This is a genomic window from Arthrobacter sp. ISL-95, from assembly GCF_018613695.1.
In the GTDB taxonomy this organism is placed as follows: domain Bacteria; phylum Actinomycetota; class Actinomycetes; order Actinomycetales; family Micrococcaceae; genus Arthrobacter.
In genome coordinates this window covers 817,353-832,757 of sequence record NZ_JAGGPR010000005.1, presented here as the reverse complement: position 1 = coordinate 832,757, position 15,405 = coordinate 817,353, and the positions used below count along the sequence as shown (strand labels likewise).

General features: G+C 59.5%; 16 protein-coding genes. 2 read left to right on the top strand and 14 right to left on the bottom strand.

Annotation, left to right across the window (positions count from 1 at the left end; genetic code table 11):
• Window positions 1-13: 13 nt before the first annotated feature.
• Window positions 14-1,261 (top strand): N-acetylglucosamine-6-phosphate deacetylase, encoded by a 1,248-nt coding sequence (gene nagA, locus J7I86_RS10045; RefSeq protein ID WP_214819326.1) that lies wholly within the window; start codon window positions 14-16, stop codon window positions 1,259-1,261.
• 327 nt (window positions 1,262-1,588) lie between these two features.
• Window positions 1,589-1,792, top strand: a complete 204-nt coding sequence (locus J7I86_RS10040; protein WP_017199737.1) for a cold-shock protein — start codon at window positions 1,589-1,591, stop codon at window positions 1,790-1,792.
• Between the two features lie 177 nt (window positions 1,793-1,969).
• Here J7I86_RS10040 and J7I86_RS10035 read toward each other — a convergent pair whose 3' ends face one another.
• The 14 genes from J7I86_RS10035 to J7I86_RS09970 all read right to left on the bottom strand — a co-directional run bounded on the left by J7I86_RS10035 (window position 1,970) and on the right by J7I86_RS09970 (window position 15,388).
• Window positions 1,970-4,486 (bottom strand): DUF2156 domain-containing protein, encoded by a 2,517-nt coding sequence (locus J7I86_RS10035; RefSeq protein ID WP_214819324.1) that lies wholly within the window; start codon window positions 4,484-4,486, stop codon window positions 1,970-1,972.
• On the bottom strand, window positions 4,468-5,766 hold the full coding sequence (locus J7I86_RS10030) for an alpha/beta hydrolase family protein (RefSeq protein WP_214819322.1): 1,299 nt from the start codon (window positions 5,764-5,766) through the stop codon (window positions 4,468-4,470). The genes J7I86_RS10035 and J7I86_RS10030 overlap by 19 nt, the downstream gene beginning before the upstream one ends.
• A gap of 5 nt (window positions 5,767-5,771) precedes the next feature.
• A complete protein-coding gene (locus J7I86_RS10025; protein ID WP_024817278.1) occupies window positions 5,772-6,203 on the bottom strand; it encodes a DUF2550 domain-containing protein in 432 nt (143 codons plus the stop codon).
• 10 nt (window positions 6,204-6,213) lie between these two features.
• Complete coding sequence (locus J7I86_RS10020; protein WP_024817279.1) at window positions 6,214-6,498, bottom strand: F0F1 ATP synthase subunit epsilon; 285 nt, start codon at window positions 6,496-6,498, stop codon at window positions 6,214-6,216.
• Window position 6,499: 1 nt separating this feature from the next.
• The gene (atpD, locus tag J7I86_RS10015) at window positions 6,500-7,951 is read right to left on the bottom strand and encodes a F0F1 ATP synthase subunit beta (protein WP_024817280.1); all 1,452 of its coding nucleotides are present in this window, start codon (window positions 7,949-7,951) and stop codon (window positions 6,500-6,502) included.
• Between the two features lie 84 nt (window positions 7,952-8,035).
• Window positions 8,036-8,926 carry a F0F1 ATP synthase subunit gamma gene (locus tag J7I86_RS10010; protein ID WP_011775258.1) on the bottom strand — a complete coding sequence of 297 codons (891 nt, stop codon included), beginning with the start codon at window positions 8,924-8,926 and terminating at the stop codon, window positions 8,036-8,038.
• Between the two features lie 76 nt (window positions 8,927-9,002).
• Window positions 9,003-10,640 carry a F0F1 ATP synthase subunit alpha gene (atpA, locus tag J7I86_RS10005; RefSeq protein WP_011775259.1) on the bottom strand — a complete coding sequence of 546 codons (1,638 nt, stop codon included), beginning with the start codon at window positions 10,638-10,640 and terminating at the stop codon, window positions 9,003-9,005.
• 85 nt (window positions 10,641-10,725) lie between these two features.
• The gene (locus tag J7I86_RS10000; RefSeq protein ID WP_214819320.1) at window positions 10,726-11,553 is read right to left on the bottom strand and encodes a F0F1 ATP synthase subunit delta; all 828 of its coding nucleotides are present in this window, start codon (window positions 11,551-11,553) and stop codon (window positions 10,726-10,728) included.
• Window positions 11,553-12,110: a F0F1 ATP synthase subunit B gene (locus tag J7I86_RS09995; RefSeq protein WP_214819318.1), complete on the bottom strand. Its 558-nt coding sequence runs from the start codon at window positions 12,108-12,110 to the stop codon at window positions 11,553-11,555. Before J7I86_RS09995 ends, J7I86_RS10000 begins: the two co-directional genes overlap by 1 nt.
• A 51-nt stretch (window positions 12,111-12,161) precedes the next feature.
• Window positions 12,162-12,380, bottom strand: a complete 219-nt coding sequence (gene atpE / locus J7I86_RS09990) for an ATP synthase F0 subunit C (RefSeq protein ID WP_011775261.1) — start codon at window positions 12,378-12,380, stop codon at window positions 12,162-12,164.
• A gap of 80 nt (window positions 12,381-12,460) precedes the next feature.
• Window positions 12,461-13,261: a F0F1 ATP synthase subunit A gene (gene atpB, locus J7I86_RS09985; protein ID WP_214819316.1), complete on the bottom strand. Its 801-nt coding sequence runs from the start codon at window positions 13,259-13,261 to the stop codon at window positions 12,461-12,463.
• Window positions 13,262-13,342: 81 nt separating this feature from the next.
• Complete coding sequence (locus J7I86_RS09980; protein WP_214819314.1) at window positions 13,343-13,678, bottom strand: hypothetical protein; 336 nt, start codon at window positions 13,676-13,678, stop codon at window positions 13,343-13,345.
• Window positions 13,665-14,156: a hypothetical protein gene (locus J7I86_RS09975; protein ID WP_214819312.1), complete on the bottom strand. Its 492-nt coding sequence runs from the start codon at window positions 14,154-14,156 to the stop codon at window positions 13,665-13,667. Before J7I86_RS09975 ends, J7I86_RS09980 begins: the two co-directional genes overlap by 14 nt.
• A gap of 119 nt (window positions 14,157-14,275) precedes the next feature.
• Window positions 14,276-15,388 carry an MraY family glycosyltransferase gene (locus tag J7I86_RS09970; RefSeq protein WP_214819653.1) on the bottom strand — a complete coding sequence of 371 codons (1,113 nt, stop codon included), beginning with the start codon at window positions 15,386-15,388 and terminating at the stop codon, window positions 14,276-14,278.
• Window positions 15,389-15,405 lie beyond the last annotated feature (17 nt).

Below are 15,405 nucleotides of genomic sequence, written 5' to 3'. Positions count from 1 at the left end.
TAGAATCAAAACCATGACTGCTGCATCGCCTTTTCCCTCCTCCTCCGCTCCGAGCCATCAGATCATCCGAGGAACGCTTGTCAGCGACGGCGAGGTGGTGGAAGACGGCCTGGTTGCCGTTGAAGGCGACAGGATCGCCTATGCAGGGCCCGCGAGTAGCTTCGATCCAGAAGAGTTCGAGGGTTTTCACAGCGCAATCCGCTTGGGCATTCCCACTGGCAGTTACCTCTTCCCCGGCCTTGTTGACGTGCACTGCCACGGCGGCAACGGTGGCGACTTCCCTGGCGGTGAGGAAGCTTCGGCGCGCAAGGCCGTGGAGTTCCTTCATCGATCAGGTACAACCACGTTCCTGGCAAGCATGGTCACCGCTCCTCGGGAAGATCTCCTCCGCGGGATCGAGCTCTACGTGAAGCTTGTGGACGAGGGGCTCGTAGCCGGCATTCACCTTGAAGGCCCGTTCCTTTCGCATGCCCGCTGCGGGGCACAGAACCCGGACTACCTCCTGGAACCGGACCTGGAACTTATGGACGAGCTGGTGGGTGCTGCGGCCGGCAAGCTGGCCACCATGACCTATGCCCCGGAGTTGCCTGGCGCGGCTGCCTTGGTGGACCTGATGACCTCCCATGGCGTTACGCCCTCCTTGGGTCATACTGACTGCGACGACGCCACGGCTGCGGCTTCGCTGGCTGCCGCCCGCGAGGGACTCGAGTCAGCAGGGTTCGACGGCGTCAGCTCGCTCCCCACCGTCACTCACCTTTTTAATGGGATGCCGCCCCTGCATCACCGCTCCCCAGGTCCCGTTGCGGCATGTCTGCGTATGGCCCAAGAGGGAAAAGCGGTTGTTGAACTGATTGCCGACGGAACCCACTTGGACCCGAGCACCGTGGCAACGGTCTTCCAGTTGGTGGGCGCCGGAAACATCGTTCTGGTCACCGATTCCATGGCTGCCGCAGGATTATCCGATGGCAGCTACATGCTCGGCCCGTCCCCCGTCACCGTCAGCGACGGCGTAGCCACCCTCGATGCCACCGGGTCCATCGCCGGAGGCACCTCCACCCTTCTGGAAGTCGTCAGCAAAACTGTGGCGGCCGGCGTCGGACTTTCCGATGCGATTTGCTCGGCGACGGCGGTCCCCGCCGCGGTCCTGGGACTATCTGATGAAATCGGTGGCCTCCGCCGGGGACTTCGGGCTGATGTAGTTGTCACCAACGAGGACCTGGAACTGACCGGCGTAATGCGCAATGGGCAGTGGTTGTCTTAGTTTCGCCGGCGTGCCGGTTGCCTTGTTCTCCGGGTTGTTCCGGGTGCATTGGAAAAGGACCCTGGTGAATTCCGTAGACGGGCGTTACCTTCTTTTTACCGAAATTTTTCCTGAATTGGGCGAAAGACCGTTGACCTCCGGCAGAGCACATGAAAGTGTTATAGCAGTCTTTGTGTAGGTGTTTTTCATGCTCGCAAGACCAGTTGCGAGCGTGAAGCTCCTGCGAATCACTCAAGCCCCGGCTCGATTGATATTCAGGTCTTCTCGCGGAGTAACAAACCCGGTACGAGGTGTATCGGACTGATGTTCCACAATGAGGAGATATACATGGCACTGGGAACCGTCAAGTGGTTCAACGCCGAAAAGGGCTTCGGCTTCATCACCCCGGATGACGCGGATGGGGACGTTTTCGTTCACTACTCCGAGATCCAGACCGGTGGCTTCAAGACCCTCGATGAGAACCAGCGCGTTCAGTTCGAGATCGGTCAGGGCGCCAAGGGTCCCCAGGCAACCGGCGTTACGGTCGTCTAGTTCTACCCGTTGATCTCTGCTCTTGCAGAGACAACAAACACGTTGACCCCGGCTTTCCAGCCGGGGTCAACGTGTCTTAATGTCAAGAATCCATGCCGTCATCTGCGGCTTCTCAACACCATCTATTACTAACCATGAAGAAATACCAAAAGGGCCCTCCGAATAGGCGTTGACAATTCAACCGACCAAGCTCCGGAGGAGCCTAGCGGAATGCCGGACTGACAATCCGGGAAGGTACGCTCTGCTGAGCGCGCGTCCTATTGCGGGAAGATGCAACGGGTCTTGGTAATACATGTAGAGCGTTCTGTACTCGGGTTGGAATCTAGACTTGAAAGACGCAAGCGACCTGAATCCGTAAACGGGTTCCAAGGCCTGGCCCACCACCTGAAGTATTCCGGCCAAGCCATTGGCCCGCTGGTCTATTTCACCCTCTTCACGGGCCAGCGGCGACCCGGACAACGAAATCAGTTCCACAGAATCCCTCAAGTGCAAAACGGCGGAGGCGATCAGGAACTCCATAACCCCCGGGAAAGCATCACCTCGGCGCCGCATAAAGTCCAGCGTCCAACTGACAACCACGCCGTCTTCATAAACGGGTAGCCAACTGGTCACGCCATAAACGAGGCCCGCGCCATCCACAGCAACGCAGCACAGGACGTCGTCATCATCCAACTCGTCCAGTCCGCCCATGGTGAAGCCCATCTCCGGGATGCGCTTTTGGGCTACCCACTCTTCCGAGACCTCACTCACCTGGGCACGTATCCCGTGCGGGAGCTCGGAGTATCTGCCCCAGCTCGTCGTGATACCCATCTTTGCGGCGCGGTTAAGGGACGTTCTGACGTTCTGCCACTCCTTGCCCCTGAACTCCAAGCCCCTGATTCGAAGTCGGGTCTCCTGGGCAACCGAAACACGGCGGAATCCGCGTGCTTGAAGCATGGGCCAGAGCTCGTCGGTGCAGGAGTAGAGGCAAGGCGTCAACGCCTGTTGGGAGCAGTAATCCAGGAACCCTTTGGCGGTGAGTTCATGATGCTGCCGCGCTCCGAAAGGACCGGCTAAAGTCAACGCCACATGGCTGTGCTGTTGGTAGGCCACTCCCCCGCCGCCGTCGGGGGTAAACCAGTACTTGTTCGGTTCCCAAAGCGACATCCATGAAAGTGAATCTCCGCCCCGTTTCACCAGGGCACGGGCCATCTGACACGACTGACTGTCGAGCCCGCCTGTGTGATGTCCACGGACCAGGAGCACCCACACACCTATTAAGGCTACGAGCCAAAACAAGGTGCCCGAAAAGGAAAAGAGGAAGACTTCCAGCACATCGCGCTCGGCGAAGACCTTACGGTAAACGCCGGGAAGGGGAACAGGGAGATACTGCCTGGCAAGTTCTGCCGCCAAACCCAGCAGGCCGCCGTCGCGAACCAATCCGCCGGAGGCCAACCACACCACTGTGTAGGCCATGCCCAGGCCTCCCCCGGTCAGCCCGACCAGCCAGAACATCTTCCGGCGGAGACGATCCGAGGTCTCTACGCGGAAATGACCCCGGTACGCAAACAGGAGCAGCGCCAGGGCTAGAGGAACCAGGACCAACGGAATGATATGAACCACGGCCGAATTAAGCATGCCCCCATGTGCTCGTCCTGCCGCCCGCGGAATGCCGGCAAAGAGCCCAAGGTAGACCGTGGACAACACCACCACCACCAACTGCACGCCGATGGCGATTCCCAACGCCAACCGGCGTCCCCGCCTCATGCCATCGGCACAAATGAGGAGCAATACGACAGGAACCACAGCCAGTGCCAATCCGAACGGGCCTGTGTAGTTTTGACGGGCAGCCTCCAGGCAGGCAACGTCGATGGTTCCCCCGCAATTGCTCTCCAGCTGGCTCAGGGTGGGCAGCGGGTTGAGTATGACGTCCCGCAACAGAGCCAAAGGTCCGGATGGGCTTTTGGCCGCAGCGGTCACCATGGGTCCCACGGCGAAAATTGCCATGGTCAGTGAAAGAAGGTTCCGGATTTCCCTGCTGGTTGACCTGGGTAGGTGGAGACGGCCTTGACTGCTTTGCATCCACCAGCCGGTGAGCAAGCCAATCAGAGCACCCAAGAAGCCAACCACTGTCTCTGCGTGCCCTACGTACAGAACCAACAGCAAGGAAATGGCGAGCACCACTGTCCTCAGGCGCCGCTGCCACAAGGTGGGCAGGAGCGCGCTAGCAGCCAAAACGGTGGCGAGGACTGCGCCGTAAGGGCCGATCAGGCGGATGTCAGCCATCCCCGAAAGCCAACCGTCGCCGAGGTATTGGGCAACTTGAGTTACCAGGAGGAGGGCCGATACGCACGCGAACTGGCCGCCGAAGAACACCCCCGCCGTCCGGAGGGAGCCCAGGTGTCGCTCCGCCAAGCCAAGGAGGAACAGAATCATCAGGACCGCTGTGACATAAGCCAACGGATTGGTGGTAAAGAACAGTGACGTCCAAATAGACCACCATTCCCCGGATCGCAACCCCTCCAGCGAGACACTGGCAAAGGGGAGCCACAGCTGCGGAGGACCCGTCAGGACGCTTGTGGACACCAAAGACAGGCCGACAAATAAAGCCAGAACCACCAACGTGAAGGGCGTTGATCGCAAGTGCCTTCCCGCTTGCCCCAACGCAGGTTGGATCACGCCTTTGAGGGCAAGGCTCACCGCGGCAACCCCCACCGGGCGGCCAGAAAATCGAGTCCCCCGGGCATGCCGCGTATCACTGCGTCCCAAGAGTGCCCGGCCTGAGGAATGGAATGTTCTTGGGTTTCAAAGCCTGCGTTTGCGGCAGCGTCAGCAAGCTCATGCATGTAGTTGGTGAACTCATGATCAGCCTCACCTGAAACCAAGTACACACCACTTCCGGAAAAGTCGCGTTGCTGCATCAGCACCAAAGGTGTCCGGGACTCAAAGGCTTCGACATCACCGTCAAACGAGTCCGAGATGGTCTTGTTTCTGTCCTTGGCGAGAGCGGGTTCCCTCTCAGCAGCGAAGGGAAGAATGGACGCAAACAGGTCCGGGTGGGAGGTTCCCATCTGCATGGCGCACGTGCCGCCGAAGGAGAATCCGCCTACGGCCCACTGCTGGTGATCACTCGAGACATCCAACGTCTCAGTGATCCAGGTTGGCACGTCCCGGGAAAGATAGGTATCCACGGAAGCTATATTGCTGTCCATGCACATGGTGTTGGCATTGGCTGAGCCGTTGGGATCCACAACCACTGTGACAGGGGCGATCCCCTGATGGGTTTGAGCGAACTGGTCCAGAAGCGAACGGAGCTGGCCACCAGTCAGCCAATCCGCAGGACCGCCTGGTTGACCAGCGAAGAGTACAAGCACGGGCAAAGTTGGACGCTGTTCGGTCTGATAGGCGGGCGGTAAGTAAATGTATCCTTCGCGTGCGCCAAAGCCAGACGCCGTACCGGGAATGTCAACTTTGCGCAGAATGCCGTTCCGGGGCATGGAGTCCGGGGCTTTCCATGCAGTCAGTGCAGGGCCGGGCTTTGCATCCGGAGTGCGTTTGAGGCTCGCCTCGAGTGGTTGTATGCGCGCCACCGCAGTGCCCAACAGGTCCGAGACCGTGTTGTTCAGACCGAAATAGAGGTTTATTTGGACTACGGATAACAGCAGAACCCCGAGCATCGCCGCAACACTGAGGGTGCGGCCTCGCCATGAGTTTCGGGGGAACCGCGCAAGGCACAGGAAAAGGGCAGCGACAGCCGGGACCGCCCAGGCAACAGTCTGAAACGGCAGATTCTCCGAATATGTGGCCATTAGATCCACAACGATCCAGTGAATAAGGGCCACTACACCTATCGCCGCCAGCAGGCTGGCGGGTACGAGCAGCAGCCAGGAACGTCGTCGCCTCCATAGGAGGTAGGCACCGCCGGCCGCACCACAGACGATGCTGAACCAGAGGAACGGCCCATCAACGAGGCTGACGTCCGAAAGAAAATCCATGGCGCCTAACGCCAGGTTCCGACGCCGATGACCGGCCCTGCTTCGAGCCAGGACGACAAACCGGCGTAGGCATCGAAGTTCATTGCGAGCATGAACTTCTTGCCTTCATACTGCAGTTCAACCACCACGACGCCAGGCTGAATCCGTACTAGCTCATCTTCCGTGGGCTGGCGGCGCCCCAGCAATTCAAGGGAACTGCGCGTGAACTTGTGCTTGGGGATGACGCTCAGAGACATCAGGCGGAACCACTCGAGTTCGTTGTCCTGATAACGACAAACCCCCATCTGCCAGCTGTTTCCAGCCATGCAAATGGAGGCGTCGACCGTGCCCAGGGCGCGCCGCAGATTGAAGCGGCGCACCCCGAAAAGGCACAGTGAAATGATCAGCAACGTAAACGCTGTTGCCAGGGCGATGAACGGAATAAGGGAATCGTCCATCAAGGTCGTGCTATCGGATCCCCGCTGTAGCCGCTTCGCCCAATTTGGCGTTGTCAGCAACAATCACCACGCGATCGTTGTCGACGGAGAAGAATCCGCCGTCAACAACCACTGCAATGCGATCACCGGAAACCGGCTGGATTGCCAGCTCGCCCGCGGCCATGATGGCCAGAAGGGGCGCGTGGCCCGGCAGGATTCCGATTTCACCATCACTGGTGCGGGCCTTCACCATCTTGGCCGCACCGGACCACACGAAGTGGTCCGCTGCGACAATCTCAACCTCGAGCTCAGCCATACTACTTGGTCTGTTCCTGGATCTTGGCCCACTGACGCTCGACGTCATCCAGGCCGCCGACGTTGAAGAACGCCTGCTCTGCGATGTGGTCCAGCTCGCCGTCACAGATGGCCGTGAAGCCTTCAACAGTGTCCTTGATGGACACGGTGGAGCCCTCGACGCCGGTGAACTGCTTAGCGGTGTAGGTGTTCTGTGAGAGGAACTGCTGGATACGACGTGCACGCGAAACGACGATCTTGTCCTCTTCAGACAGTTCGTCAACACCGAGGATGGCGATGATGTCCTGGAGTTCCTTGTTCTTCTGCAGGATCTGCTTAACACGGACAGCCGTGTTGTAGTGATCCTTGCCGATGTACTGGGGATCCAGAATACGGGACGTGGACGTCAGTGGGTCAACGGCCGGGTACAAACCACGGGAGGCGATTTCACGGGAAAGTTCCGTGGTCGCGTCGAGGTGTGCGAAGGTCGTTGCCGGAGCCGGGTCGGTGTAGTCATCAGCCGGCACGTAGATGGCCTGCATCGACGTGATGGAGTGACCCTTGGTGGAGGTGATGCGCTCCTGGAGCAGACCCATCTCGTCAGCAAGGTTCGGCTGGTAACCCACAGCGGACGGCATACGGCCGAGCAGCGTGGAAACTTCCGAACCTGCCTGCGTGAAGCGGAAGATGTTGTCGATGAAGAGCAACACGTCCTGGTTCTGGACATCGCGGAAGTACTCCGCCATGGTCAGTGCAGACAGGGCCACGCGAAGACGCGTTCCCGGCGGCTCATCCATCTGACCGAAGACAAGGGCAGTGTCCTTAAGAACACCTGCCTCTTCCATTTCAACCCAGAGGTCGTTACCTTCACGGGTACGCTCGCCAACACCGGCGAATACAGAAGTACCACCGAAGTTACGGGCAACACGGGTGATCATTTCCTGGATCAGAACGGTCTTGCCAACGCCGGCGCCGCCGAACAGGCCGATCTTTCCACCCTTGATGTACGGGGTGAGAAGGTCGATGACCTTGATGCCGGTCTCGAGCATCTCCGTGGAGCCCTCGAGGGAAGCGAAGGACGGAGCCTTGCGGTGGATCGGCCAGTAGGCGTCTGCCTTGATCTCGGACTCGTCGACGTCCAGCGGCTTGCCGAGAACGTTGAAGATGTGGCCCTTGACGCCGTCGCCGACAGGCACGGAGATGGGAGCACCGGAGTCCCGCACGGTGGTGCCGCGGACAAGACCGTCGGTTGCCTGCAGGGAGATGGCGCGAACAAGGTTGTCACCCAAGTGCTGGGAGGTCTCGAACGTGATGGTCTTCGTCTGGCCGTTGAGAGTAATCTCAGTGGTCAGAGCGTTGTAAATCGAGGGGATTGCGTCAGCCGGGAATTCGACGTCGACAACCGGACCAATAACACGGGCAATGCGGCCGGTGGCACCGGCCGTAGCTACGTGTTCGGTAGCAGTGGCAGTCATCTCTCTCACTTCACTCAGTAGATGGCGTGGATTTAAGTTTATCTGTTTGGTGCAGGTGCGGCTTCGAGCCGAATCCGTTGCAGGCTAGGACGCGAGGGCGTCTGCGCCGGCCACGATTTCGGAAAGCTCCTGCGTAATCTCGGCCTGGCGGGCCGTGTTGCGAAGGCGCGTGTACTTCTTGATCAAATCGGTAGCGTTGTCACCGGCCGACTTCATAGCGCGCTGGCGGGCCGCGAGCTCGGAAGCTGCGGCCTGCAGCATGGCTGCGAAGATGCGGGACTCGATGTAACGCGGAAGCAGTGCGTCGAGCACCTGCTCTGTTTCCGGTTCAAATTCGTACAACGGCAACAGCTCGGACTCCGAGGCTGCTTCCTCTTCTACGACCTCCAGCGGGAGCAAACGGATAACCGTGGGCTCCTGCGTCACCATGGACTTGAAGCGGGTGTAAACAACGTGGATCTCGTCCACGCCGCCCTCTTCGAAGTCAGTGGAGAAGTCTTCAAGAAGTGCAGCTCCGACTTCCTGCGCGGTTTCGAATTCCGGTGCGTCCGTGCCACCAGTCCATACGCGGGCGTAGGACCGGTTGCGGAAATCGAAGTACGCCTGCGCCTTGCGGCCAACCAGGTACGCCTTGACTTCCTTGCCTTCTGCGTGAAGAAGCTCGGTGAGACCTTCAGCCTGCTTGAGCACGCTCGCGGAGTAGGATCCTGCAAGGCCGCGGTCCGATGTAATGATCAGGACTGCGGCGCGGCGGATCTGCTCCGGCTCGGTGGTCAGCGGGTGGTCGATTTCGCTCTGAGTTGCGACAGCAGAAACGGCGCGGGTAATCGCGTTCGCGTAAGGCAGTGAAGCTGCTACGCGGGCGCGGGCCTTACCGATGCGCGAGGTAGCGATCAGTTCCATCGCCTTGAAGATCTTGCGCATCGACGTCGTCGAGCTGATCTTCTGACGGTAGACCCGAATCTGGGCTCCCATACTTATCCTTTCCTAAGTTTCCGATGTGCTGCCCTGCCGGGGCCCGTGCGGACCCCGGCAGAGCAGGTGATCGGAACTAGCGCTTCTGCTTGACGATCTTTTCCTGGTCGACGTCGCCGCCGGAGATCGCTGCGTGCTCCTCGTGGCCAGCGCCAACCAAGTGGTTGTCGCCCTCGCCGAAGAAGCCCTTCTTGAAGGAAACAATGGCTTCCTTCAAAGCTGCAGCGGTGTCGTCATCCAGGACGTTGGTCTGAGCCAGCGTGGTCAGGATTGAGGACTTGTGCGTGAGGTGCTCCAGGAACTCGGACTCGAAGCGGCTGATGTCCTCAACCGGAACGTCGTCCAAGTAACCGTTGGTGCCGGCCCAGATGGAAACAACCTGGTTCTCAACAGGGAACGGTGAGTACTGGCCCTGCTTCAGCAGTTCCATCAGGCGTGCACCACGGGTCAGCTGCTGACGGGAAGCAGCATCCAGGTCAGAGGCGAACATGGCGAATGCCTGCATGTCGCGGTACTGAGCCAAGTCCAACTTCAAGGTACCGGAGACCTTCTTCATGGACTTGACCTGTGCAGCGCCACCAACGCGGGAGACAGACACACCAACGTCAACAGCGGGACGCTGGTTGGCGTTGAAGAGATCCGACTGGAGGAAGATCTGACCATCGGTAATGGAGATCACGTTGGTGGGGATGTAAGCGGAGACGTCGTTTGCCTTGGTTTCGACGATCGGAAGACCGGTCATCGAACCCGCACCGAGCTCGTCGGAGAGCTTGGCACAACGCTCCAGCAGGCGGGAGTGCAAGTAGAAAACGTCACCCGGGTATGCTTCGCGTCCCGGCGGACGACGAAGAAGCAGGGAAACGGCGCGGTAGGCTTCGGCCTGCTTGGACAGGTCATCGAAGATCACCAGAACGTGCTTGCCGCCGTACATCCAGTGCTGGCCGATGGCCGAACCTGCATACGGTGCCAAGTACTTGAAGCCAGCGGGGTCAGAGGCAGGGGACGCCACGATGGTGGTGTACTCCAGTGCGCCGTGGTCCTCGAGGGTCTGACGGACGGCTGCAATGGTGGAAGCCTTCTGGCCAACACCAACGTAGACGCAACGTACCTGCTTGGTGACATCTCCCGAAGCCCAGTTGGCCTTCTGGTTGATGATGGTGTCCACAGCGATGGCAGTCTTGCCGGTCTGGCGGTCACCAATGATCAGCTGACGCTGGCCGCGGCCGATCGGAATCATGGCGTCGATAGCCTTGAGGCCGGTCTGCATCGGTTCGTGAACCGACTTGCGTTCGGTAACGCCCGGAGCCTGAAGTTCCAGTGCACGGGTGGCCTCGGCCTTGATCTCGCCGAGGTCATCGATGGGCTGGCCCAGGGGGTCGACAACGCGACCCAGGAAGGCGTCGCCAACCGGAACGGACAGGATCTCACCGGTGCGGTGAACTTCCTGGCCTTCTTCAATACCGGTGAAGTCACCGAGGATAATGACACCGATCTCGCGGACGTCAAGGTTCTGGGCCAGGCCCAGCGTGCCATCTTCGAAGCGAAGCAGCTCGTTCGCCATGACCGAGGGAAGACCCTCAACACGGGCGATGCCGTCACTTGCGGTGGTCACACGACCAACCTCTACGCGCTCTGCGTTACCGGGTTCGTAGGACGCCGCGAACTCGTTCAACGCATTACGGACGTCGTCGGCGTTGATGGTCAATTCGGCCATCTGCAGTCCCTGCTCTCCTGTTTTCGTGATCATCGTTGCTCACGATGACCGGGTTTTATATCAGTTAAGTTGTGCTTTGTCTTCGCTAGCCAGCGAGCTGGCGGCGGAGTTCGGTCAGACGGGCGATAACCGAAGCGTCAAGCACTTCGTCACCCACCTGGACCCGGATTCCACCGATCAGTGCGGGGTCTACATTGAGGTTGACCTTCAGTTCGCGGCCGTACAGGGCATCCAGCCCGGCCTGCAGACGACTGGCCTGCGTTTCCGTCAACGGACGGGTAACGCTGACAGTTGCAATCCAGCGCTGCTGACGCTTGGCTGCAAGCTTGGCGAATGAATCGACGAGCTTGCTCGGCTTGACACCGCGCGGCTGCGTAACTGCCTGGCTGATGAGAACTTTTGCTTCCTCGCTGCTGCCAGGAACAAGTTTCTCAGCCAGTGCAATCTTCGCCGCGGGAGATGCCTGCGGCTCAGACAGAGCACGTTGTACTTCGTGGCTGGAGGCGACGGTCTGGTTGAAGGCAAACAGATCGTTTTCCAGCTCTTCCAGCCCCGTAATACCGGAGGCAGAAACGGCCGACTTGTTTTCAGCTACGGCAATGACAACCGTGGCAGCAAGCGTCTCGAGTGCATCGCCGATATCGCGTGCCGATGCCCAGCGCGAGCTGGCCAATCCGCCTGCAATTTCAGCAGCATCAGCGGAGACTTTTCCGCCAACCAGCTGCTTGACCAGCGCCGACTTCTCGTCACCGGAACGGGACGGGTCAGTCAGGGCGCGGCGCAAGCCAGCCGAGCTGTCCACCGTTCCCAGGATTCCGAAGAGGTCCTTAGCCAACTGCAGCGAGGCGAAGGGAAGCTTGGCTTCCAACTGCGCCAGCGCTGTGGTCAGCGATTCGCTCGATATACCTGCCATTACTTAGCTGCACCTGCGCTCTGAGTCTCCAGATCTGCCAGGAAGCGGTCCACTACGCGTGCGGCGCGCTGGTCGTCGGTGAGTGCTTCCCCAACGATGCGGCCTGCCAGCGTGGTAGCCAAAGTGCCAACCTCGGAACGAAGCGAGACAACAGCTGCCTGGCGCTCCGATTCGATGGCAGCGTGTGCCTGCTCGGTGATGCGTGCAGACTCTGCTGCAGCCTTTGCCTTCAGGTCCGCGAGGATCTGTGCGCCCTCGGCGCGTGCTTCTTCGCGGATGCGGTTGGCTTCGGCACGGGCATCGGAGAGCTGCTGCTTGTACTCTTCAAGAGCTGCAGAAGCTTCCGCCTGGGCCGCTTCGGCCTTTGCAATGCCACCTTCGATTGCTTCGGCGCGCTCTGCGAAGGTCTTCTCGAACATCGGGACAACAAACTTGACCACGATGTACATGAGGACCGCAAAGCCGACGAGGACTACGCCCATTTCCCAGACGTTGGGAACGAGCGGGTTGCTCTTCGCTTCGCCTTCAGTGGCGGCTGAGATGATCAGCTGATTCATATTTCACCCGTCCTATCTACTCGTGCGTCGAATTCGCTTGGGTTCTTATTATTAGGAAAGAACGAAAGCGAAGACGAGGCCGAGGATGGCAAGAGCTTCAGTCAGTGCCAGGCCAAGGAACGCGATCGGCTGCAGCACACGCTGAGCTTCCGGCTGACGTGCAACACCGTTGATGTACGCGGCGAACACGAGACCCACACCGATACCACCGCCGATGGCCGAGAGACCGTAGCCGATGAGGTTGAGGGAGCCGTTGATGGTGCCTTCCATTTTTTCTTCCTTTCAAGATGCCGCCCGTGCGGCAGGTTGTTTGGGTTGCTTCATCCCCGCGAGGGGAAGTTTTTGGGAGCTTAGTGGCTGTCGGCGTGCAGGGCGCCTTCGATGTAGATCGCGGTCAACAGTGTGAACACGTAAGCCTGCAGGGCCATGATCAGTGCTTCGAGCATGTACATGGCTACAGCGCCTACCAGGACCAGTACCGACGCACCCTTGAGCAGGACGTTCTCCTGCATGACAAGGAACTCGATGCCGGAACCGGCAAGCATGACGATCAAGTGACCGGCCAGCATGGTGGCGAACAGACGGAGGCTGTGCGTGACCGGGCGGACCAGGAAGTTGGAGATGATTTCGATCGGTACCACGATGGGCAGGATGTACCACGGGACGCCGGAAGGAACGGTGGCGAGCTTGAAGTACTTCAGGCCGTTCTTCTTGATGCCGATGATGATCCAGGTGAAGTACACAATTCCGGCCATGACATAGGCGCCGCCTACGTGCGAGAAGGTCGGAAGCTGGATCACCGGGATGGCGCCGTAGATGTTGTTCACCAGAATGAAGAAGAACAGGCTGAACAGCAGCGGCACGTACTTGATGAAGTCCTTGCCGCCGATGATGTCCTTGGCGATGCCGTTACGGACGAAACCGTAGGCCATCTCGCCTGCGAACTGCAGCTTGCCGGGAACCAGCTGCTGCTTACGTGCAGCGAGGATGAAGAATGTAGCGATAATGACGACCGAAAGGATCACCAGCAACATCTGCTTGGAGAAGCCATCGTGCGCACCCCAAGGCAGGATTGCCGGCAGGTGCATTTCGTCGATTCCGGGTGGGGTGAATGACCCCGAATCCTGGGCGGGGAGCGCAAGCGCGATCAACGCGTTTCCTCTCTGCTGTGTCCATCATTGGGCATTGGTTGGAGTTTGGACGCGTTGGACGCATCTGCATTCCTTGTGAAATTATTTGGCATTACTGTCCCCGTCCGTGGACGGACCGCTGTCTGCGTTGCTCTCGCCAGAAGAGGAGCTTTGCCTGGTGAGGCCGTGCATATGGGAAAGATAGAACCCTCCTGCGGCTCCCAGCAGAGCGCCAAGGAGCACAATCCAGCGGGTCCCCCACAGATTATCCAGACCCCAGCCTATCAAACTCCAGACAATGATCCCGCCAATGATGTAGCTGAAGACGGCAATGCCGGCGTTGTATCCGCCGTCGTTTCCGGCTTCTGCAGATTCACCGCGGTTGACAGCTTGCTGAGCATCGGCGGCCGGGCGTGAATAGCGCTTACGCGGAGACATCCGGGCCACCTTTCTGCTCATCAGGATCGTTGTAGATCTGCAGGCGGGCCTTGCTGAAGGCGTAGATTTCGGCGGCTTGCCAGAAGACAACCGTGACCACGGCGCCAATGAGGAACCACCGGCCGTGGAGCCATTCCGGAGCGCCGAGTACAAACAGCACAACGGCAAATCCGACCACCTTGATGAAATATGTTGCAACAAAGAGGCCGACTGCGCCGGAGGGGTTGTTACGGCCAACAAAGTGACCGATCAGAAGGCTGATCCCAAAGAAGAGCATGACCAGCACGGCGCCGAACGCTGCTGATAGCGCCCCCTGCCCGCCGTTCATGAAGGCCGCGATCACGCAAGTGATGGCAGTGGCTGCCACTGCTGCTGCGGCGCTGATAAGAAGCAACCGGAGCCACAACGAGGACGGTTTACCAACGGATCCAACACCACGTCTACCGGACGGGCGTCCGGTTTCGGCGTTGGATGTCATGGGGATACCAATCCTCGTGGCACAGGTGCCATATTCTCAAAGTGGGGTTACGGGCGAGTGACTGTCCGCAGAAAGAATTCTACATGAGATAGAACTGTGACCATAACCGGCCGTCACAACTACTCCCCCGGCCGCGCCGATTTCCGGGTGAAGTAGGGCCACGCGGTCACGGCAGCCATGACAAGCGCTGCCACTATGAGGACAATGAGCACGATTTGCCAGGGGAACACAGCAAAGGCAACGCCGCCGAACGCGAGAATGCACGTCCAGACATAGAGCATGACGACGGCGCTGCGGTGTGAGTATCCAAGGTCAACCAATTTGTGGTGGAGGTGCCCGCGGTCAGCGGACCAGGGCGACTGGCCCCGGGCCGTTCTTCGCACAACGGCCATCCCCAAATCAAGGAGGGGAAGAGACAACACGGCGAAGGGCAGCAAGATGGGGACGATGGTGGGGATACCGTTGGCGCGGTCATAAAGGCCGGAGCCGATCTGCCCCGTGGCCACCACACCGGCGGAAGCCATGAGCAAACCAATAAGCATGGCCCCTGAGTCGCCCATGAAGATCTTGGCCGGGAACCAGTTGTGCGGCAGGAACCCGATGCAACTGCCCACGAGAATGGCCATCAGGAGTGTTGCGAGATCTGAGTTGTCGGTGGATGGGTTGTTCCGGTGAACCCAGTACGCCGTGAGGAAGAAGGCTCCGCCCCCGATGATTGCCACTCCGGCTGCCAATCCGTCCAGTCCATCAATGAAGTTGACGGCATTCATGGTGGTGACAATGAGCATGGCGGTCAGCACAATCTGGACTACTTCGGACTCAAGGAAAATCGGTTCCGGGATGAAGGGCACAACAGACATCCGCACGCCCCAGACGGCCACAATGAAGGCAGCTGCGGCCTGGCCCAACAGTTTGATCCACCAACGGATGTCCAGGATGTCATCCGCCACCCCCACGGCGACGATCACCACGGCACCGGCCAGGATCCCCCAAGGGGCATCGTTGTGCCGGAAAATGTCCTTGACGAAGAAGGAATTGCTCGCCACCACCAGCGCGGCGAAGAAGCCCACAAAAATGCCCAACCCGCCGAGTTTGGAGATCAAGGCCGAGTGCATGTCACGGCTACGGATGGGTTGGTACAACCGCAGCTTGTTTCCCACCACGCGGGCGCCCCACGTCCCGGCATATGACACAACAGCCGCCGTGAGGGCCATCAGCATGTACATGATCATGAGGCGGCCCCGGAGAG